Source organism: Mesorhizobium sp. M1B.F.Ca.ET.045.04.1.1 (genome assembly GCF_003952465.1).
Lineage (GTDB): Bacteria > Pseudomonadota > Alphaproteobacteria > Rhizobiales > Rhizobiaceae > Mesorhizobium > Mesorhizobium shonense.
Genome location: NZ_CP034448.1, coordinates 1864590 through 1884404, shown reverse-complemented (window position 1 = coordinate 1884404; position 19815 = coordinate 1864590). Strand labels below are relative to the sequence as shown.

17 protein-coding genes are annotated in these 19815 nt (G+C 63.8%); 10 read left to right on the top strand and 7 right to left on the bottom strand.

Translation table 11 applies throughout. The annotated features are described in order from the left end of the window. Window positions 1-56: 56 nt before the first annotated feature. Entirely contained in the window at window positions 57-590 is a 534-nt protein-coding gene (locus EJ071_RS09225; protein ID WP_126097596.1) for a TetR family transcriptional regulator, read from the bottom strand. Between the two features lie 146 nt (window positions 591-736). Between EJ071_RS09225 and EJ071_RS09220 the strand changes: the two genes are divergently transcribed. Both EJ071_RS09220 and EJ071_RS09215 read left to right on the top strand, forming a co-directional pair. After that, window positions 737-2038 carry an efflux RND transporter periplasmic adaptor subunit gene (locus tag EJ071_RS09220; protein ID WP_245460183.1) on the top strand — a complete coding sequence of 434 codons (1302 nt, stop codon included), beginning with the start codon at window positions 737-739 and terminating at the stop codon, window positions 2036-2038. Then, window positions 2035-5118 (top strand): efflux RND transporter permease subunit, encoded by a 3084-nt coding sequence (locus EJ071_RS09215; RefSeq protein WP_126097594.1) that lies wholly within the window; start codon window positions 2035-2037, stop codon window positions 5116-5118. The genes EJ071_RS09220 and EJ071_RS09215 overlap by 4 nt, the downstream gene beginning before the upstream one ends. Window positions 5119-5343: 225 nt before the next feature. Here EJ071_RS09215 and EJ071_RS09210 read toward each other — a convergent pair whose 3' ends face one another. Continuing rightward, entirely contained in the window at window positions 5344-5796 is a 453-nt protein-coding gene (locus EJ071_RS09210; protein ID WP_126097593.1) for a L,D-transpeptidase, read from the bottom strand. Between the two features lie 338 nt (window positions 5797-6134). On the opposite strand from EJ071_RS09210, the gene EJ071_RS09205 reads away from it, so the two are divergent. After that, complete coding sequence (locus EJ071_RS09205; protein ID WP_126097592.1) at window positions 6135-6497, top strand: hypothetical protein; 363 nt, start codon at window positions 6135-6137, stop codon at window positions 6495-6497. Window positions 6498-6532: 35 nt separating this feature from the next. Then, on the top strand, window positions 6533-6697 hold the full coding sequence (locus tag EJ071_RS09200) for a hypothetical protein (protein WP_126097591.1): 165 nt from the start codon (window positions 6533-6535) through the stop codon (window positions 6695-6697). 84 nt (window positions 6698-6781) lie between these two features. Here the strand turns inward: EJ071_RS09200 and EJ071_RS09195 are convergent, their stop codons facing one another. Continuing rightward, entirely contained in the window at window positions 6782-7483 is a 702-nt protein-coding gene (locus tag EJ071_RS09195) for a response regulator transcription factor (protein WP_126097590.1), read from the bottom strand. A 93-nt stretch (window positions 7484-7576) separates the two neighbouring features. Between EJ071_RS09195 and EJ071_RS09190 the strand changes: the two genes are divergently transcribed. Continuing rightward, a complete protein-coding gene (locus EJ071_RS09190; RefSeq protein WP_245460182.1) occupies window positions 7577-8305 on the top strand; it encodes a response regulator transcription factor in 729 nt (242 codons plus the stop codon). A gap of 32 nt (window positions 8306-8337) precedes the next feature. Further along, on the top strand, window positions 8338-10437 hold the full coding sequence (locus tag EJ071_RS09185) for a sensor histidine kinase (RefSeq protein ID WP_189521432.1): 2100 nt from the start codon (window positions 8338-8340) through the stop codon (window positions 10435-10437). Between the two features lie 93 nt (window positions 10438-10530). Here the strand turns inward: EJ071_RS09185 and EJ071_RS09180 are convergent, their stop codons facing one another. After that, window positions 10531-10941 (bottom strand): hypothetical protein, encoded by a 411-nt coding sequence (locus tag EJ071_RS09180; RefSeq protein ID WP_126097588.1) that lies wholly within the window; start codon window positions 10939-10941, stop codon window positions 10531-10533. Window positions 10942-11395: 454 nt separating this feature from the next. Between EJ071_RS09180 and EJ071_RS09175 the strand changes: the two genes are divergently transcribed. Next, window positions 11396-12598 (top strand): aromatic ring-hydroxylating dioxygenase subunit alpha, encoded by a 1203-nt coding sequence (locus EJ071_RS09175; protein ID WP_126097587.1) that lies wholly within the window; start codon window positions 11396-11398, stop codon window positions 12596-12598. 172 nt (window positions 12599-12770) lie between these two features. Here the strand turns inward: EJ071_RS09175 and EJ071_RS09170 are convergent, their stop codons facing one another. After that, a complete protein-coding gene (locus tag EJ071_RS09170) occupies window positions 12771-14189 on the bottom strand; it encodes an aminotransferase (protein ID WP_126097586.1) in 1419 nt (472 codons plus the stop codon). A 286-nt stretch (window positions 14190-14475) separates the two neighbouring features. On the opposite strand from EJ071_RS09170, the gene EJ071_RS09165 reads away from it, so the two are divergent. The 3 genes from EJ071_RS09165 to EJ071_RS09155 are packed head-to-tail and all read left to right on the top strand — an operon-like array spanning window position 14476 to window position 17316. Continuing rightward, window positions 14476-15393 (top strand): ABC transporter permease, encoded by a 918-nt coding sequence (locus tag EJ071_RS09165; protein WP_126097585.1) that lies wholly within the window; start codon window positions 14476-14478, stop codon window positions 15391-15393. Then, window positions 15390-16211 carry an ABC transporter permease gene (locus EJ071_RS09160; RefSeq protein WP_126097584.1) on the top strand — a complete coding sequence of 274 codons (822 nt, stop codon included), beginning with the start codon at window positions 15390-15392 and terminating at the stop codon, window positions 16209-16211. The genes EJ071_RS09165 and EJ071_RS09160 overlap by 4 nt, the downstream gene beginning before the upstream one ends. Window positions 16212-16242: 31 nt before the next feature. After that, window positions 16243-17316 (top strand): ABC transporter ATP-binding protein, encoded by a 1074-nt coding sequence (locus EJ071_RS09155; RefSeq protein ID WP_126102515.1) that lies wholly within the window; start codon window positions 16243-16245, stop codon window positions 17314-17316. On the opposite strand, the gene EJ071_RS09150 is transcribed toward EJ071_RS09155, so the two are convergent. Continuing rightward, entirely contained in the window at window positions 17280-18578 is a 1299-nt protein-coding gene (locus EJ071_RS09150) for a flavin monoamine oxidase family protein (protein ID WP_126097583.1), read from the bottom strand. The two genes, EJ071_RS09155 and EJ071_RS09150, sit on opposite strands and share 37 nt — an antisense overlap. After that, window positions 18575-19651 carry an extracellular solute-binding protein gene (locus EJ071_RS09145; RefSeq protein WP_126097582.1) on the bottom strand — a complete coding sequence of 359 codons (1077 nt, stop codon included), beginning with the start codon at window positions 19649-19651 and terminating at the stop codon, window positions 18575-18577. Before EJ071_RS09145 ends, EJ071_RS09150 begins: the two co-directional genes overlap by 4 nt. Between the last annotated feature and the right edge of the window lie 164 nt (window positions 19652-19815).

Here is a 19815-nt window from a genome sequence, read left to right as displayed (position 1 = left end):
GTGCAACCTATGCGGCTATTCTCACAAGCGGGGAGACGAGGAGCTTGCGCTCCTCTCTATCCGGCTATCTTGAGAAGCGAGGAAACCAGGAGCTTGTGCTCCTCCGGCGAGAGCACGTCGGAATCGAAGAGATTCATGCTGCGCAGTCCCTCGATGGCGAGGAAGCAGACCAGCAGCGAGCCGAGGTCGTCCGTCTCGTCTTTCAGCCGTTCGAACAGCTGCCGCTTGAACGCCTTTATCGGCGTCAGGAAATCCGGATCCTCCGCGATCGCGGAGAACATCCAGGAAGCCGATGGTTTTGGCTTCTCGCAATCATCGGCCGAAAGCCGTATGTAGGCCGCGAGCACGCTTTCATCGCTGGCCTCGGCCGTGCGTTCCTCGAGCGCCTCCTCGAAAGCGTTGAGGTAATTTTCCACCAGCCCCTGCATCAGCTTGGCCTTGGTCGGAAAATTGTAGAGCAGGCCCCCCTTGGAGACGCCGGCCCGGTTGGCAACGGCGTCGAGCGACAGGCTTCCCGGACCCGCCTCGCGGGCCACGTCGGCGGCGGCGGCCAAAATTCTGTTGCGCGAGTTTGCCCTGCGAGCCTTCATCACGCCTCCCTTACATTAGCATGTGCGGAATTGACAAGACCGTCCAGACGGTACAGTAAAGCGCCCGCCATTTGAAATCGGGATTCACGTCGATATGTGTCCCGGCATCGATTGTTTTGCCGGTTGCCGGCTCGAGGGGATTGTCCGTGAAGCGCTTCTTTATCATCGCCGGAATTCTGCTGCTGCTCGTTGTGGCGTGCGCCGGGATCGTCGGTTTCAACCTGTTTCGCGACAATGCGATCAAGCAGTTTTTCGCCACCATGAAGCCGCCGGCCGCGACCGTCTCGACGGTCGTAGCGAAGCCTTCGAACTGGACGCCCGGCGTCGAGGCGATCGGTACCGTCAACGCCGTGCGCGGCGTCGACTTGACGGTCGAGACAGCCGGCATCGTCAAGGACATCCTCTTCCACGCCAACCAGAAGGTCGCGGCCGACGCCGTGCTCCTGCAGCTCGACGATGCCGTCGAGAAAGCCGACCTGGTGGCGCAGAAGGCTCAGGCCGCGTCCGATCAGGCGGCGCTGACCCGCGCGATCGAATTGCAACGGCGTGGTGTCGGCACAGACGCGACGCTTGACGCAGCGCGCGCGGCTGCGGACGCCTCGGCCGCGCAGGTCAACAAGCTGCAGGCGGTGCTCGACCAGAAGCAGCTCTCGGCACCCTTCACCGGGACGGTCGGCATTCCGAAGATCGACATCGGCCAATATCTGGCGCCCGGCAACTCGGTAGTGACGATCCAGGATCTGGACACGATGCGGGTCGACTTCACGGTGCCCGAGCAGCAGCTGCCGCTGTTGAAGATCGGCCAGACGGTGCGGATCGGCAGCAATGCTGCCGACATGTCCTTTGCCGGCTCCATTCGCGGCATCGATCCCAAGATCGACCCGGCGAGCCGGCTGGTGTCGATCCGCGGTGAGGTCGCCAATCCGGAAGGCAAGCTGACGCCAGGCCAGTTCGTGCAGATCCGCGTCGAGCTGCCGGAGGAAAACAACATCATCTCGGTGCCCCAGACCGCGGTGACGTCAAGCCTTTACGGCGACTTCGTTTTCGTTGTCGTTCCGGCAAAGCCTGCCGAGGGTGGCGCTGCGGCGCCGGCCAAAACGGATGACCAGAAGACTGGCGCCGTAAAGCCGGCCGGCGAGGCCGCCAAACCGCAGGCCGATGCCTCGAAGCCGGCCTCCGATACAGCAAAGCCCGCCGACAACGCCGCAAAGCCAGCTGACAACGCTCAGAAGCCGGCCGAGGCCGGGCAGCAGCCGGCGCTCGTTCTGTCGCAGGTGTTCGTCAAGCTCGGCCGCCGCAACAACGGCATGGTCGAGATCACCGAGGGCCTGAAGGCCGGCGACCAGGTCGTCACCGCCGGCCAGAACCGGCTCTTCAACGGCATGTCCGTTGCCGTCGACAACACCATCGATCCCAGCAAATCGGCGAACAAGCAGGTTCAGCAATGAGCTTTTCCGACATCTTCATTCGCCGGCCCGTCCTCTCGACGGTGCTGGCCTGCATGATCCTGCTGCTAGGCTTCCAGGCCATCTTCAACCTGTCGATCCGCCAATATCCGAAGGTGGACGAGACGGCGATCACCATCACCACCGCCTATCCCGGCGCCAGCGCCGACCTGATCCAGGGCTTCATCTCCGCCCCGATCGCGCGCGCCGTCGCCTCGACCGAGAACATCGACTACGTGACATCGTCGAGCCGCCCGTCTTCCAGCACTGTAACTGTGCAGATGAAGCTCGGCTCCAATCCCGACGTGGCGCTGACTGAGGTGCTGTCCAAGGTTCAGGGCGTGCGCGGCACCCTGCCGGATGCGTCCAAGGACCCGGTGATCGTCAAGGGCACCGGCCAGCAGTTCGCGATGATGTACATCTCGATGCAGAATCCGAACATGACGAAGGAGCAGCTCACCGAATACATCGAGCGTGTCGTACGACCCCGCATTTCGACGGTGGAAGGCGTAGCCGATGTTCAGATCTTTGGCGCCGAGGAATATTCCATGCGCGTCTGGATCGACCCGGTCAGGCTTGCCGCCCGCGGTGCCACCGCCGCCGACGTGCTGACCGCGATCAACAACTCCAACTTCCTTTCGGCACCCGGCAACACCCAGAACGAGTATGTGGTCTCGTCGATCACGGTTCACTCGACCTTGCAGACGCCGGAAGCCTTCTCCCAGCTGCCGATCCGCTCGACGGATGGGCAGGTGGTACGCCTGCGCGACGTGGCGCGCGTCGAGCTCGGCGCCGCCAGCACCGACACCAGGGTGAGCTTCAACGGCAAGCCTGGTACCTTCCTCGCCATCTTCCCGACGCCGGCGGCCAACCCGCTGACGACGGCGGCGGCAGTCACCAAGCTCGTGCCGGTGATTCAGGAGACACTGCCGAAAGGCATGACGATCGAGGTCGTCTACGATTCCACTGAGCAGATCAGCGCCTCGATCGAAGAAGTGTTCAAGACCATCGTCGAGGCGGTCGCCATCGTCATCGTTGTCATCCTGTTGTTCCTCGGGTCCTTCCGCTCGGTGATGATGCCGATCGTCACCATCCCGCTGTCGCTGATCGGCGTCTGCTTCCTGCTGTTCGCGGTCGGTTATTCGATCAATCTGTTGTCGCTGCTGGCCATGGTGCTGGCGATCGGCCTCGTCGTCGACGACGCCATCGTGGTGGTGGAAAACATCCATCGCCACATGGAGGAAGACCACATGTCGCCGATGCAGGCTGCCTTCAACGGCATGCGCGAGATCTTCTCGGCCATCGTCGCCATGACCATCACGCTCGCCGCCGTGTTCGCGCCGCTAGCCTTCACCGGCGGCCTGACCGGCGCGTTGTTCCGTGAGTTCGCGGTCACGCTGGCCGGCTCCGTGGTGCTGTCGGGCCTGATCGCAGTCACCATTACGCCGATGATGTCGGCGCGCCTCCTGAAAGCGGGCGCGCACGGCCGCTTCCAGCGCATCGTCGACGGCACCTTCAGCCGCGTCGAGCGTGTTTACGAGCGCGCAGTCACCGCCTCGCTCAGAAACCGGCCGGTGACGCTGATCATCGTCGTCGCCTTGGTCGCGCTCACCGGCTTCATGTTCACGAAGACCTCGAGCGAATTGGCGCCGGAAGAGGATCAAGGCTTCCTGCTCTCGATCGTGACCGCGCCGCGCTATGCGACGTCGGACTATACCGAAACCTACGTCAACCAGATCCTCGGCCTGGTGAAGGATATACCGGAGACCAGGGCGCAGTTCTCCGCCGTCGCCTTCGGCGGCTCGACCAACAGCGCCTTCGTTGGCTTTGCTTTCAAGGACTGGGCCGAGCGGCAGCGCAGCTCGAAGCAGATCCAGGCCGATATCACCGGCCGCTTGGCCAAGGTGGCGGGCGTCGAGGCCTTCGTCTTCGCGCCGCCCACATTGCCCGGTTCCGGCGGCGGCCTGCCCATCTCCATGGTGGTGCGCTCGACCGGCGATCCCTCCGAGGTCTTCGACGAGGCCGAGAAGATCAAGAACAAGGCGCAGGCTTCCGGCCGCTTCATCGTCGTGCAGAACTCGATGGCCTATGACGCGCCACAGGTGACCGTCACCATCGACCGAGAGCGCGCGGCGGCGCTGAACCTGCCGATCGCCGACGTCGGCCGCACGCTGACGCTGCTGGTTGGCGGCGCCGAAGTGGCGCAATTTGACCGCGATTCCAACAGCTACGACATCATCCCGCAGGTGCCGCAGGAGTTCCGCGACAATCCGGCCAAGCTCGGCGAATATTTCGTGCGCAGCGTCGACGGCAAGATGGTGCCGCTGTCGGCCGTGGTGCAAATCTCGACCAACGCCTCGCCGGCGGCGATCGAGCAGTTCAACCAGCTGAACTCGGCCACGATCTCCGCCCTGCCCTTGCCCGGCGTGACCACCGGCGACGGGCTGAAGGTGCTGGAGGATCTCGCCAGGGAGACGCTGCCCGACACCTTCTTCATCGACTATTCCGGCCAGTCGCGGCAGGAAAAGGAGCAGGGCAACACCATCCTGATCGCCTTCACCGCCGCCGTGATCGTCATCTACCTGGTGCTGGCCGCGCAGTTCGAGAGCTTCCGCGATCCGCTGATCATCATGATGGCGGTGCCGCTCTCGATCTTCGGCGCCATCGTGCCGCTCAACATCGGCTTGGGCACGCTCAACATCTACACCCAGGTCGGACTGATCACACTGATCGGCCTCATCACCAAGCACGGCATCCTTTTGGTGGAATTCGCCAATCAGCAGCGCGAGATCCATGGCATGCGGCGGCGCGACGCCATCATAGCCTCGGCCAAGGTGCGCCTGCGGCCGATCCTGATGACGACGGCGGCGATGGCGCTCGGCGTCGTGCCGCTGATCATCTCCAGCGGCGCGGGCGCCGCGGCCCGTTACTCGATGGGCCTTGTCATCTTCACCGGCATCCTGGTCGGCACGATGTTCACGCTGTTCGTCGTGCCCATGTTCTACACCTTCATCGCCGGCAAGGATCTGCCGCACCTTGCCGAGAAGCCGGATCCGAAGCTGATGCCGGCGCTGCCGACTTGAACTAAGGCAATAGCGAATAGGGAGTAGCGAAGAGCGAGTAGCGAAGAGTGGCGCGCAACGGGCCTTCAATCCCCTACTCGCTACTCGCTACTCCCTATTCGCTATTCGCTATTCGCTCCAAAAAAAGAGGCCGGAAATTTTCCGGCCTCTTTTTTTGGCAGCCGCCTCACAGCTTCGGCGAATTCGTCCGAAGGCGGCAACCTGCCTGCTACTTGACCCAGCCCGTTACTTAACAATGACGATGCTGGTGTTGGTGGGACCGAAGGCCTCGACGAGCTGGTAGAAATCGGCCGCCGCATCGGGATGCAGCCGCACGCAGCCATGCGAGGCAGGCCGGCCAAGGCGATTGATGGCATAGGTCGCGTGCACGGCATAGCCGCCGCTGAAGAACACCGAATGCGGCATCGGCGCGTTGTCGTATTTCTTCGAATACCACATCTCGTGCATGCGCGTCGGCTTGAACGATCCCGTCGGCGTGATGTGCGCCCTGTCGCCCGTCGATACCTTCCAGGTGAAGGTCGGCCGGCCGTCGACCGTGACTTCCATGATCTGCTGCGACAGCGAAACCCGGGCGACGATCTGATTGGCGTGGGCGGCATTGCTGGCGAAAAGCAGTGCAGCGCCGGTCAGCGCGGCGGCGGCAATGTTGATGAGCTTGGCTGAAATGGCGGTATGCATGACGATCCCTCTTTTGTCCGGTCCCGGCCGGCTTCAATTTCGATGGGCCGTCCTATCGTGGGCACCTGTTTCAAGCTTATTTCGCTTGATGCTCGTTTCTGTTTCGAATCCGTTTCTCGAAATTAACGGAGCCGCCCATGGAATCTGCTCGTGGATGGCCATAATGGTTAACGAGAAATCAAGCAGATGCGGAAAACGAAAGCTCGTATGCCTCTGATACGAAAGCTATTTCGCCGATCTCGAAACCAAATTGCAACAAAACGCGGCCTGCGCGGCATGATGCGGATACAGGTCGGCGGCAATATCGATGCAACGGGAACAGACATCAGCAAACGAAAATGGGCAGGAAATCGAACCTACGCTCCTGGTTTCTCAGGATAAGCGTCGCGGCGGTCATCCTCGGTGGCGCCGGCTCAGTCGCCGGCAAACCGGTGACGACGCTTGGCGCCCTGAATTTTGGCGCCCTGAATTTTGGCACCATGAATTCCGGCGAGGTTTCGACGCTGCACACTGCACTGTTCATCGCCACGGTCTGGATTGTTTCCAGCCTGCGCGTCAACCGGCTGAGGGCCCTCTGGCGGGTCGGCTTTCGGCTGATGAGGACGCGCGGCCCCTCCGGCTACTTGCTGCCGAGAGGACCGAAGGCCCGCGCCGCAGCGGGGGGCTCCGTCAGCGGCGCGGGCGCTTCGGGAGTTTCCTGAAGCACCGACGACTATCGAATTTGGGGATCAAAGACATGAAGACGAAATTTGCAGCTTCGGTGCTGTCCGCGCTGCTTTACGCTCAAGGGCTGCTCGGCTTTGCCGCGCTTGCAACGGTGCTCCTCAAGGAGCGCGCGCACGCCGAGATCACCGCCAACGCCGACATGCCATCGGGCCCCGCGGTCCTCGTGGTGCGTTAAGCACTGGCATCGGTCCCAAAAGTGTAAAGCAGGTTTTGGGGAATTCCGATGCCAGATCAAGGAAATGACTTGGCCGCCTCCGCCTCAGTCGGTGCGCGGCGTCGGCGGATCGAAGCGATAGCCGGCGCCTCTGATCGTGGTGATGGTCTCGGTATCGAGCTTGCGGCGCAGCCTTACAATGCGCGAATCGATCGAGCGGTCGAAAGCGTCGGCATTCTCGGCAGGCGCGGCGGCGATGATGTCGTCGCGCGTCAGCACCTTTCGCGGGCTCGCCAGGAACAGCCTGAGCAGCGCCACCTGCCCCGGCGACAGCTGATCCTCGGCGCCGGAGCGATGCATGACCATGGCCGACCTCAAGTCGACGGTGGCGTTCTCCAGCACGATCAGTTCCTGGGTGTTGCGGCCGCGCCGCATCAACAGGCCGCCGATGCGGGCGGCGAGTTCGCGAACGTTGAGCGGGCTTTCGATCACGTCGGCGGCGCCGAGTTCCAGCGCCAGCACCTTGTCGACGAGATCGCGTGGCCGGCAGATCAGGATGAAGTCGGAGCCGCCCTCGCCGCCCCCGCCTTGGCTACTATATCGCTTGAGCAGCTCCCGCCCTTCCGCCTGGGTCACATCGTCTCCGACGACCACGACATCGATGCCCCCTGCCGAGAGCAGCGACTCAGCCTCCCAGGGCTGGCGCGCTTGGCGCACATCGTGCCCCCGCCGCTCGAGATGGTCGGCAAGGTCACTGGCCACCACCTCGGCAACGGACACAAGCGCGACGACGGATCGTGCTGCCATTTTTTTCACCCCGCCACAGACAACTCGAGATGAGCGCTGGACATCATGTTTATACCCAATCTACTTTCCGCTGAAAGCGGGAGCGAGACCATTGTGAAGGCGCGCATCATCGTCGTCGAGGACGAGCCGGATCTGAGGGAGGCGGTTGCCGAATATCTCGGCGCCAACGGCTATGACGTCGCCACGGCCGAGAACGCCGCGGCGGCGCGCAGCCTGCTGGACGCGCAATCCTTCCATCTCGCCATCCTCGACATCGCCATGCCCGGCGAGGACGGCCTGTCGCTCGGCCGCTGGCTGCGCTCCAAGACCCAGATCGGCATCATCTATGCCACCGCCGCCGGCACCGCGCTCGACCGCATCGTCGGGCTGGAGCTTGGCGCCGACGATTACATCGTCAAGCCCTATGAATTGCGCGAAGTGCTGGCGCGGGTCCGCAGCGTGCTGCGCCGCGTGCCGCAGCCGGCAGCGCCGCAGGCTGCCAAGATCGAGGCCGGCGCCCGCCGCTTCATGAATTTCGGCGGTTTCCAGGCCGATTTCGACGGCAGGCTCGTCACCGGCGCCAATGGCGCGGTCGTCGAGATGGCCAAGAGCGAGTTCGACGTGCTGGAGGTCTTCCTGACCCGCGCCAACCGGCTTTTGACGCGGGCGGCGATCTCGGAAGCGATCGGCTTCGTGGAAGACCCCGAATCGTCGCGCGCGGTCGACATCCGCATCATGCGTCTGAGAAAGAAGATCGAAGCCGATCCGGCCAATCCGAAATTCCTGCGCACGGTGCGCGGCGAAGGCTATATCTTCTCGCTGCCGACCGGCGACAGCAATTGAACGACACGCGCGGGCTCGAATGACAGCCGACAATGACTGCTGAGGCAGCACGCACCGAAATGCAGGGTTCCCGTCAGGGCGCCGCGATGGCGGCCGTCCATGTCGTTCGCCGCCTGCGCGAGGCGGGCGACTGGCAGCGCGAGATGGACGGCATATTGGAGACGCTCTGCCGCTCGATGGATTGCCAGCGCGGCATCCTCTTCCGCCTGCGCGAATTGCCGGGCGAGGGCTTCGCCCAATCGGTCGCCGCTTACTGGATCGATCCGGCCTCCGGCGGCGAGCTCGCATCGCCCACGGTGATTATGCAGTCGATCATCAACTCCGATCCGCTGCTGGAACGGCTGCAGGAGGACGAGCGCCAGGGCAAGGTCTTTGCCGGACACACGCGCAACCTCGAGGGTTTCCTGCGGGCCGATTTCGAGAAGCAGAGCATAAAATCCTTCATTTCCGTATCTGTCTTCGCTCACGGTCATCTCTGGGGCACGCTCGCCGTCAACGACTGCGTCGCAGAGCGCAAATGGACGGACGAGGAAGAGGCGACGCTGCACATCATCGCGCTCGCCATCGGCGACGCCATCGAGCGCTCACCCTCCGAGGCGCATGCCAGCGAGGTGATCCGCCGCACCATGCTGCAGGCTTCGCTCGACGCCATCATCGTCATCGACGAGTCCGGCTCCATCATCGAATTCAATCCGGCCGCCGAGAAGATGTTCGGCTTCAAGCGCGGCGACATCCTCGGCAAGGACCTGATCGACACGATCGTGCCGCACTACTATCGCAAGGGCTATGCGTCAGGCGCCGACTACATGGCCGGCCGCGGCGCGCCGATGGTCAACCAGCGGCTGGAGACCGTGACCCAGAACGCTGCCGGCGAGATCTTTCCGATCGAATTGACCGCGACCGAGATGCGGGTTGCCGACCGCCGGCTGATCTTCGGTTCGATCCGCGACCTGCGCGAAAAGCTGCGCGCCGAGGAAGAGATCAACCGCCAGCGCGAGAAGCTGCACCAGAATGAGAAGATGGCGGCGATGGGCTCGCTGCTCGCCGGCGTCTCGCACGAACTCAACAACCCACTCGCGGTGGTGGTGGCGCAGTCGACCTTGCTGCATGAATTCGCGACCGACCCGCAGACGAAAGTGCGCGCCGAAAAGGTGCGCGCCGCCGCCGAGCGCTGCGGCCGCATCGTCAAGAGCTTCCTGTCGATGGTGCGCCTGCATCCGACCGAGCAGGCCGAGACCGACCTCAACCAGGTGATGCGAGCCGCGCTCGAGGTCACCGCTTACGGCGCGCGCTCCAGCGGCATCATCATCGACACCGATTTCGCCAATGGCCCGCTGCTTGCCATGGCGGATGCCGACCATGTCACGCAGGTCGCGGCCAACTTCCTCATCAACAGCCAGCATGCGCTGGCCGGCGTTACCGGCGAACGGCGCATCAAGGTGCGGACCTTCCGCAGCGACCGCGGCAATCCCGGCTTCTCCGTCGAGGACAATGGTCCAGGGATTCCCGAGGCGATCCGCTCGCGCATCTTCGAATCCTATTTCACCACCAAGCCGGTCGGTGTCGGCACCGGCATCGGCCTGTCGATCTCGAAATCGATCGTCGAGCGCCACAACGGCAATATCTGGTTCGAGGAGGTTGAGCCGCACGGCGCGCGCTTCGTCGTGCAACTGCCGGCGATTTCCGGCGACGCCGCCAAGGCCGGCGAAGGCCCGGCGCGCTCGAGCGGGCTGCGCCATGCGCTGATCATCGACGACGAGCCCGACGTCGCCGCTTCGCTCTCCGACATACTGGAGCTGATGGGGGTGAAATCGCGGGTCGTCGCAAGCTGGACGTCGGCCGGCGACGTGCTGAGCGGGCAGATGCCGCCGGACATCGTCTTTTCCGACCTGCGCATGCCGGGCACCAGCGGCATATCCATCTACCGCGAGCTGCTGGCCGAACGTCCAGGCCTGGCGCAGCGCTTCGTGCTGGTCACCGGCGACCTGATCGGCGCCAAGGCGGAGATCGAGGCGCTGCCGCCGCCGCAGCGCCCGCATATCCTGGAAAAGCCGTTCTCGACGCTCGACGTCCGCGGCGTGCTCGCAGCGATTGCCGATCTTGCCGCGGTCGACAGCGGGGCGCACATCTGACGGGCTGGGTTCCAGTCGCCCAAAAAAAGAGGCTCCCGACCGACATTGCGGCGGGAGCCTGACTGGAGCGCGGAGGGTGCGCTCAGGGGAACTCTAAAAGACGTTCGGCGTGTTGGTGAGCGGCGCGGCATTGGCGATCATGCGCACCGCGCGGGCCCGGTGCTGGCCGGACTGTTCGGCGATGGCGCGCAGGCATTCGGCGTTTTCGGCGCCCCAGTTCTGACCCTTGCAGGCAAAGTCGATTGCCGGCTCCGGCAGCCGCGCCGTTTTGAGGGTCGTCGAGGCGCCCTGCACCACGTTGGCCGGCGGATTGAGCGAAGCGAAAGCGGGGCCGGAGACAGGCGCCAGCACCATGCCGGCGAAAGCGCAGGCGCCGATCAGCATGAACATCGCCATCGGATTGTCGCTGGCGCGCTGGCGCAGCGCCAGCTTCGGCCGGCGATCATTGCGCTCCGGGCCATATGCGTGGCGACTCGCGTCGACGGTCTGGGCTTTCGTAAACATCGGCTGCTCCCTTCGTTATCTTTCCTTTTCCCATGAAACGAACTTAATCGCGCCGCGTAACAGCCGAATGGTAGGGCGAGATTGCCCGTGTAACAGGATTGAAACAGGGATCTGGACCGCCAGCCTTCCATCCCTGCTTGCCCGCTGGCGAAGGTTCATGCGCCTGTCGGACGCGACGGACTGTAAGCGACCTCACACAGCCGCCGAATTGGCATGACCGTTGCGATCATCGGATGCACCAGACGATCCGAAGCGGACCTGTCGCAACGCCCGAATCCGCAGCCGGAACCGCTGTTTTACATCCGTAGTTAAGGCCCGGATTTTCCGGGATTTTTCTGGCTTAGGCGGCCTCAAAGTCGCCGCCGCGGAAGTTCCATATTCCAACAACCCATTGCATTTCAATGCAAAATATGCTTTTATTGAATGATCATTCAACAATAAGAAGAGTACTTTTATGAACCCGCACCTCCGTGACGTGGCGATCCCCAACGATTGGGACCGGCGGGGCTTGCCGGGGTGGAGTTATCACTCCAACGCGCTGCTCGAGCTCGAGAAGGAATATGTCTTCCGCAATCACTGGCAGATCGCCGGCCACGTCTCCGACGTTCCGAATGCGGGCGATTATCTGACCATGGACGTCATCGGCGAGCGCGCGCTGATCGTGCGCGGCAAGGACGGCGTCGTGCGCGCCTTCAACAATATGTGCCGCCACCGCGGCAGCCGGGTCGTCGCCGACAGCCAGGGCACCTGCAAGAACGCGCTGGTCTGCCCGTTCCACGGCTGGGTCTACAATCTCGACGGCACGCTGCGGGGTGCTGCCCGCCCGCGCTCTTTCCCCGAGCTCGCCAAGACCGAGTTCGGCCTGATGCCGCTCGACCTCGAAATCTGGATGGGCTTCATCTTCATCCGCTTCCGCAACGGCGGCCCGCAGCCTTCGGTGGCCGAGCTCTTGAAGCCGATCGAGGCCGAGATCGCCAACTACCGCATTGCCGACATGGTGCCGTCCTGGGGCATCTGGACGCAGAAATCGCCGGTCAACTGGAAGTCGGTTCGCGACGTCGACAATGAAGGCTATCACGTCGCCATGGCGCATCCTGCGCTGCAGGACCTTTACGGCGCGACGTATTTCGACGAGCCCTTCATCAACGGCGTGTCGCGGTCCTTTGCCACCTACAACCCGCATGCCGGGCGGCGCTGGAGCGTCGGCCAGTACATCAAAATAGCGCCCGAGCCGACGCATCTGCCGCAGCATCTGCGCAAGGCCTGGATCTACTACGGCATCTTCCCCAACAACGCGCTGTCGATCATGCCGGAATCGGTGCAATTCTATCAGGAGTTCCCGCTGTCGACCGGCGAAACGCTGCTGCGCGGCGCGATCTATCGCTACAAGGACGAGACAAGAGAGCAGGCGGCCGCCCGCTACCTAGCCTATCGCATCGACCGCGACACCATGAACGAGGACGTGCAGCTTTCGGTCTGGTCGAACGAATCCATGCTGTCGGAAGCCTTCGGGGGCTTTTATCTTTCCGACCTCGAATATGGCGTGCGCACCCACCACGACCATCTGCGCAGGCAGGTCCCGGTGTTGAACCTCGAGACGGCGCCCGAGGAAAAGGACATGTGGGGGCTGAACGATGCGCTGAGGTCGAGGGGATAAAGCTGCCAATCTCCCCCCTTGAGGGGGAGATGGCCGCGAAGCGGCCAGAGGGGTCGCTGCGCGTGAAGCGCCAACGCCCTTCGGGACATAGACAACGCCGGCGATCTACGCGAGACGACCCCCTCTGTCGCCTTCGGCGACATCTCCCCCTCAAGGGGGGAGAGGAGCGCTCTCACCCCCGCCACACCCCTTCCTTCCTCAGATCATCCATCGTCCGCGAAATCCCCTCGCGCAGGATCGCTACCATGTCGTCGACCTGCTCGCGACTGATGATCAGCGGCGGCGACATCACGCACATGTTGATCAAAGGCCGCACCAAAAGGCCGAGCTCGTGGCAATGCGCGTCGATGCGCTTGCCCACATCCTTGTCGAGCTGCAGCGGGTCCTTGCTCTCGCGGTCGGCGACGCATTCGACGCAAGCCATCAGGCCGACGCCGCGCACCTCGCCGACGAGCGGCAATTCCTCGAGCGTCTTCAACCGCGCCTGGAAATAGGGCGCGATCTCGCGTGCATGCTGAAGGACGCCGTCTTCCAGCAGGTCGAGGTTTTTCAGCGCGACGGCGCAGCCGATCGGATGGCTGGTGTAGGTGAGGCCGTGCCCGAACAGCGCGTCGGGATGATTGGAGCGTCGCAATTCTTCCAGAAGCCGCTCCGAGATGATGACACCGCCGAGCGGGAAATAGCCCGAGGTGACGCCCTTGGCGAAGGTGATCATATCCGGATCGATGCCGAACACGTCGCCCGAGGCAAAGACGTGGCCGAGCCGCCCGAAGCCGGTCACCACCTCATCCGAGACGTAGAGGATATCATTCTCGCGGCAGATCTCGCGGATACGCTTGAGATAGCCATCCGGCGGCACGACGACACCGCCCGAGGCCTGCACCGGCTCGCCGACAAAGGCGCCGATCCGGTCTGCGCCGACGCGCGCAACGGTGTCGCGGAACTGATCGACGAGGAAATCGGTGAAGGCGGGAACGCTCATGCCTTGCGGCCGCCGGAACGGGTTGGGCGATGACAGCTTCACCACCAGCTCGTCGGCACCGTCCATCCAGTCGCGGTCGCGCGGGCGGCCGTTGAGCGAGGCCGACAGGTAGGTCGAGCCGTGATAGGCGCCGCCGCGACTGAGGATCAGCTTCTTCTCCGGGCGGCCGCGCACGTTGTTGTAGAACTGCATGAAGCGCAGCGCCGTCTCCACCGCCGACGAGCCGCCGGTGGTGAAGAAGGTATGGCTGAGGTCGCCCGGCGCGGCGTCCGCAATGCGCCGGGCAAGCTCGGCCGAAGGCGCGTTCATCGTGTACCAGGGCGTATTGTAGGAGAGCGCCATCGCCTGGTCGTACATCACCCTTGCCAGCGCCTCGCGGCGGTGGCCGACATTGATGCACCACATGCCGGCCGGGCCGTCGATCAGCCGCTTGCCGGATGCGTCGGTGATGTAGATGCCGTCGCCCTCGCCGATCAGCGCGCGCGCCTCTGCGCCGACCGAGCCGGCATAGGGCCAGGGCTGGACGAGATGGCGCTTGGCGAGCTCGACCGCGTCCTCGTCGCCGGCGTCGACCATTTCCCTCGACTTGATCTCTCTTGCAGCCGCCATGTTAGCCTCGCATCGTCCGGTTGCGGAATTTCCATGGACACGAAACGAAGCGGAAAACCGTGGAAATTCGAGCTTTCTTCACTTCATTTTGAATGTCCGTTCAATCAATATTGCAGAAATAGCGCTTGATTTCAATCGGCGGATGCGCTCATGATGAAAGAAAGCCGGCAAGCCAGGGCGCGATCGCTCCAGGCATAAGAATTTGGGAACACGGCGCCGGTTAATGGGAAGGCCGAATGGCGGGACAGTCCGAGCCAGCAACCGCAATCACGCCCGGAGCGCTGCAATGACGGCGGCGGCGGAAGGGTCGCCCCCGCTCACCATGGCGGGAGCCAGACGAAGTCCCCTTCTGCAATCGGAAGCCGCCCAAGGCTTCGCGCTGATAAGCCCGACCTTCCTCTACGCGCTCATCCTTCTCGTTCTGCCGATCCTGGTCGTCATCGCCCATTCCTTCTGGACGCAAGACTACCTCACCATCGACCACACCTTCACGCTGGAGAACTACCGGATCGCGCTGACCGAGCCAATCTACCGCGACCTGCTCTGGCGCTCGCTCTACATCTCGCTGACGGTCAGCCTGCTCACCGTGGCTCTCGCCTACCCGATCGCCTATTTCATTTCCTTCCATGGCGGCCGCCACAAGAGCCTGTGGCTGTTCCTCATCACCATCCCGTTCTGGACCAGCTACCTTTTGCGCGTGATGTCGTGGAAGGTGATCCTCGGCTATAACGGCGTGCTCAATTCCGGCCTGATGGGGCTGGGCATCACCGACGAGCCGTCGACGGCGCTGCTCTACAATTCCAGCGCCGTCATCATCACGCTCACACATGCCTGGGCGACCTTCGCCATCCTGCCGATCTTCGTCTCGCTGGAGAAGGTCGACCGCACCTTGGTCGAGGCGGCGACCGATCTCGGCGACGGGCCGCTGCGCTCCTTCCTGCGCGTGACCTTGCCGTTGTCGGCGCCGGGCGTCATCTCGGCGGCGCTCATCGTGATGATCCCGACCGTCGGCGACTATGTCACGCCGAAGCTGGTCGGCGGCAAGGACGGCGTCATGATCGCCAACGCCATCCAGGCGCAATTCGGCAAGGCGTCGAACTGGCCGCTCGGCGCCGCACTTTCCGTCACCACCATGGTCATCGTCTCGCTGATGGCCGGCGCCACGGTGCTGGTCATCCGGGCGCTGCAGAGGCTGGCGCGATGACTGCGACCAGACGCTTCCTGCCAAGCTGGCTGTCGAGCTACGCAGCGCTCTACATCCTCTTCCTCTATTTGCCGGTGATCTTCCTGCCGATCTTTTCGATCAACACCGCGGCGACGCCGAAATTCCCGCTCTCCGGCGTCACGCTCCATTGGTATGAGGACCTGCCGCGCACGCCGGCGCTGATCGACGCGACTTGGAACAGCTTGGCTGTCGGTGTCTCGGCCTCGATCCTGTCGACCGTGCTCGGCATCCTCGCCGCCCGCTCGATCACCCGCTACCGCTATCCCGGCCGCCGCAGCATCAATGGGCTGATCATGGCGCCGCTGGTGCTGCCCGAGGTGATCGTCGCCATCTCGATGCTGCTGGTCATGCTGCAACTTGGCTTGAGCCTGTCGCTGTTCACCGTCGTGCTCGGCCACGTGCTGGTCTGCATCCCCTATTCGATGACGGTGCTGACCTCCGGTTTCGAAGGCTTTGATCGCAGCCTGGAGGAGGCTTCCGCCGATCTCGGCGAGAGCGCCTTCGGCACCTTCCGGCGCGTGACGCTGCCGATGGTCGCGCCGGCGATCATCTCCAGCCTGCTCGTCTGCTTCACCATCTCGCTCGACGAATTCATCATCGCCTTCTTCCTCACCGGCACCGAAGCGACGCTGCCGATCTATATCTGGGGCCAGCTCCGCTTTGCGGCCAAGCTCCCTGGCGTGCTGGCGCTTGGCACCTTGCTGCTGGTGGCGTCCTTCGTGCTGATGACCGTTGCCGAAATCCTGCGCCGCCGCGCGGCGAGACGCACCCAGAACGAGGGAGGCCTCTATGCTTGAGCGATCGGAGCGCGCCCAATCGGATCGCACCATGATCGAGATCCGCGAGGTCACGCGCAGCTACGGCGCCTTCAAGGCGCTGGACGATGCATCGCTCAGCATCCGCGAGGGCGAGTTCTTCTCGCTGCTTGGTCCTTCCGGCTGCGGCAAGACCACGCTCTTGCGCATGATCGCCGGCTTCGACACGCCGACCAGCGGCTCGATCGCCGTGGACAGTCAGCCGATGGACGGCATTCCGGCCAACCGGCGGCCGACCAACATGGTGTTCCAGAGCTATGCGATCTTCCCACACCTGAATGTGGAGCAGAATGTCGCTTACGGCCTGAAGCGGCTGAAGCTAGCGGCCGGCGAGGAAAAGCGCCGCATCGAGGAGGCGCTGGCGCAGGTGTCGCTGACCGGCCTCGGCAAGCGCCGCGCCACCGAGCTCTCCGGCGGCCAGCGCCAGCGCGTGGCGCTCGCCCGCGCGCTGGTCATGCGGCCCAAGGTGCTGCTCCTCGACGAGCCGCTCTCGGCGCTCGACAAGAAGCTGCGCGAGCAGATGCAGGTCGAGCTGCGTCGACTGCAGCAGGCGGTCGGCATCACCTTCGTGCTGGTCACTCACGATCAGTATGAGGCGCTCGCGATGTCGGACCGCATCGCCGTCATGTTCGACGGCCGCATCGCGCAAGTCGCTTCGCCGAAGGAAATCTATCAGCGTCCGGTCAACCGCCAGGTCGCCGACTTCCTCGGCGGCATGAACTTCGTCAAGGCCGAGATCGTCGAGGAGAACGGCGCTTCGCTGGTTGTCGACACGCTTGGCTTCGGGCGCGTCAAAACCGACAAGCCGAAGGCCTTCGTGCGCAATGGCGGCGTAGCCACGCTCGGCATCCGGCCGGAGCGGCTGCGCGTTTTGTGGGACAACGCCACGGCGAAGTTCGAGGTCGCCGGCAAGGTGGTCGAGCGCCACTATTTCGGCGAGATCACGCATCTGATCGTCGAGATACCGGGACTGGAAAAGCCGCTCTCGGTGACCGAGACCAACGATTTCGGCGCCGACGACATTCCGGTCGGCGCGCCGATCCGCCTCGCTTACGATCCCGAGGCGCTGGTGGCGATGGCCGACTGAATTTTCCTGGCGGCGATACGCCCGGCCACGATCGCGCCTTCGACATAGCCGGGAAAAGACGGCGAGAGTTCCGAAGCCGAGAAATAGACCGGCGGTGCGCCGGCAAGGATGGTGCGCTCGGCGTACCTCGCCGTCACGTCGACGATGAGATCGCTGTAGGCGCCGCCGCTCCAGCGATCGTGCGTCCAGTCGCGTGAGCTGAAATCGACGATGTCGGCCGCTTCCGGGCCGAGCGCGTCGACAAGCCTCGCCGTCACCTCCGCACGCAATGCCGCCTCGCCCAACTCGCGCCAGCGCAATGCACGCGGCCCGCCGACGAAGACGGTGAGCGCGGCGTGCCCCTCATCCTTGCTGGCGTCGCAGGCAAACAGCCCCGGCAGATCGCGCCACATCACCATGCCGCTCAAACCCCGCTCGCGCCAGAACGGCTTCGTATAGCGCACCAGGATCTTGATCACCGCACCGCTTTCCCAGACGCCCAAATCCTTCGCCAGGGCGGGCGGCAAGGCAGGCGCGAAGTCAAGCTTGGCAGCTGTCGCCGGTGGCAGCGCAATCAGCACCGCGCGCGCTTCGACGACGCCCGCGGCGGAAGTCACGCGAACGCCTTCCGGTCCATGCTCGATGCGCGTCGCCGGCTGACTGAGCCGCAGCCGGTCGCCGAGATCGCCCGCCAGATCGTCGGCGAGCGACTGCATGGTTTCGCGCAACGAGTATTGCAGCTCCGGCACCTCGTTGGTGATGCGCCGGTCGTTGTCGATCAGGTGCCAGAGCGGCACCTTGTCCAGCGCCAGGCACCACAGGCCCTCGATCAACGAGCGAAAGCCCGCCTTGGCGTCCGCCGGGTCTTCCTGGCGTTCGAGCCAGTCGGCGACGCTCAAGCCGGCGATCGCCGGATCGTCCGGCTCGATACTGTTCATGCGGTCGCGGATCGCCATCGAGGCGTGATACATGAGCTCGCCCCTCGACGCCGACATGCGCGGATGGGTGATGAACTCGCCCTCGACGTAGGTCTCGACCAATGTCCTGCCGTTCGCCTTTGCCAGCGCCATCAGTTCGGGCATGTCTTCGCACAGGAACTGGCCGCCGCTGTCGATCAGTTCGCCGAGCCCGTTTCGCACGGCCTCCACGCGCCCGCCGACACGGTCGCGCGCTTCCAGGACAAGAAAATCGATCCGGGCGCGCTTCAGTTCGAGCGCGGCGGACAGGCCGGTGAAGCCAGCGCCGACGATGGCAACGTCGGTCCTTTCGGTTCTGATGCTCAATAGCCGGCCTTGATCTTCTCGAACTCGGCGACCATCCGCTGCTTGAGCTCAGGCGCCACCGGCTGCTGGAACAGCGTCTTGTCGAGGAACTTGTCGAGATTGTCGAAGCCGCGTTCGGTGAGCAGCTTCTGGTCCATAGCCGCCATGCCGGCGCTGTTGCCGTGGCCGTAGCCGAAGGTCTTCACCATATACTCCGAAACATCGGGCGCGTTGACGGCGTTGAGGAAATCGTAGGCCTGGTCGAGCTTGCCCGGCGCGTCCTTCATCAGCACATAGCCGCACACCCAGGTCGACAGGCCTTCCCTCGTGTTGCGGTTCATCTCGATCGGCAGTCCTTGTCCTTTCAACGTCACATAGGTCTCGTTCCAGCCCCAGACCAGATCGACCTCGTTGCCGGTGAAGGCCTGGTTGAGGTCGGTGTCGTCGGTCCAGTAGAAGCGGATGTTCTTGTGCACGTCGCGCAGGAAGGCGGAAGCTTGGCTGAACTGCTCGTCGGTCATCTTGGTCCAGTCCTTCAGCCCGATGACGAGGCTTGCCAGCGCATAGGCATCGTCGACATTGTCGCCAATGGTGACGCGGCCCTTGAACTTGGGATCGGCGAAGATTTTCAGCGACTGCGCCTCGTCCGCCGTCACCTTGTCGGTGCGGTAGAGCAGCGAGGTGTTGCCCCAGTCGAAGGGCATGAACCAGGCCTTGCCGTCGGCGGTGGTAGCGAGATTCTTCATCGCCATGATGCCGGGATTGAGATCTTTCCAGCCGGCGATCCTGGACGTGTCGAGCGGCTGCAGCAGGCCGGCCTCGCGCCACTTCACAACGCTCTGCGAGCAGGGATGGGCGATGTCGGCCTTGAAGCCGGCGCGCATCTTCTCGAAGGCTTCGTCCTCGTCGCCGAAGAAGGAGAAGCTCGGCTCGGCCGCGTATTTGGCGGTATAGGCCGGATGCAGCAGCGGATCTTCGTAGCCCGACCAGTCGAAGACGACGAGGTCGCCGCCGCCTTCGGCAAGCGCATAGGCAGCACCCGCGCCGACGGTGACGGCGGCAGCCAAGGCAAGGCGGCGAAGCATGGATTTCATGGCGCGAGAACTCCCCCCGTCGCGGACGTATCGGCGGAAGTTAGGAGAATTCGGCAGCTTTGGCGAGCCCGCATGGTCCGGGGCCGGAGCAACGGCTTTCGGACCTGCCTCCAACTTATGCCGGGACCTTCAATTGCCGAGGCTGGCGCTGCCCCTCATTGCCC

What these genes read in the sequence shown, in the direction of transcription:
- EJ071_RS09185 (WP_189521432.1), top strand. Translation starts at nt 8,338, where the DNA reads ATGACTGCTGAGGCAGCACGCACCGAAATGCAGGGTTCCCGTCAGGGC.
- EJ071_RS09215 (WP_126097594.1), top strand. Translation starts at nt 2,035, where the DNA reads ATGAGCTTTTCCGACATCTTCATTCGCCGGCCCGTCCTCTCGACGGTG.
- EJ071_RS09180 (WP_126097588.1), bottom strand. Translation starts at nt 10,941, where the DNA reads ATGTTTACGAAAGCCCAGACCGTCGACGCGAGTCGCCACGCATATGGC.
- EJ071_RS09160 (WP_126097584.1), top strand. Translation starts at nt 15,390, where the DNA reads ATGACTGCGACCAGACGCTTCCTGCCAAGCTGGCTGTCGAGCTACGCA.
- EJ071_RS09210 (WP_126097593.1), bottom strand. Translation starts at nt 5,796, where the DNA reads ATGCATACCGCCATTTCAGCCAAGCTCATCAACATTGCCGCCGCCGCG.
- EJ071_RS09145 (WP_126097582.1), bottom strand. Translation starts at nt 19,651, where the DNA reads ATGAAATCCATGCTTCGCCGCCTTGCCTTGGCTGCCGCCGTCACCGTC.
- EJ071_RS09165 (WP_126097585.1), top strand. Translation starts at nt 14,476, where the DNA reads ATGACGGCGGCGGCGGAAGGGTCGCCCCCGCTCACCATGGCGGGAGCC.
- EJ071_RS09195 (WP_126097590.1), bottom strand. Translation starts at nt 7,483, where the DNA reads ATGGCAGCACGATCCGTCGTCGCGCTTGTGTCCGTTGCCGAGGTGGTG.
- EJ071_RS09205 (WP_126097592.1), top strand. Translation starts at nt 6,135, where the DNA reads ATGGGCAGGAAATCGAACCTACGCTCCTGGTTTCTCAGGATAAGCGTC.
- EJ071_RS09170 (WP_126097586.1), bottom strand. Translation starts at nt 14,189, where the DNA reads ATGGCGGCTGCAAGAGAGATCAAGTCGAGGGAAATGGTCGACGCCGGC.
- EJ071_RS09200 (WP_126097591.1), top strand. Translation starts at nt 6,533, where the DNA reads ATGAAGACGAAATTTGCAGCTTCGGTGCTGTCCGCGCTGCTTTACGCT.
- EJ071_RS09225 (WP_126097596.1), bottom strand. Translation starts at nt 590, where the DNA reads ATGAAGGCTCGCAGGGCAAACTCGCGCAACAGAATTTTGGCCGCCGCC.
- EJ071_RS09175 (WP_126097587.1), top strand. Translation starts at nt 11,396, where the DNA reads ATGAACCCGCACCTCCGTGACGTGGCGATCCCCAACGATTGGGACCGG.
- EJ071_RS09155 (WP_126102515.1), top strand. Translation starts at nt 16,243, where the DNA reads ATGATCGAGATCCGCGAGGTCACGCGCAGCTACGGCGCCTTCAAGGCG.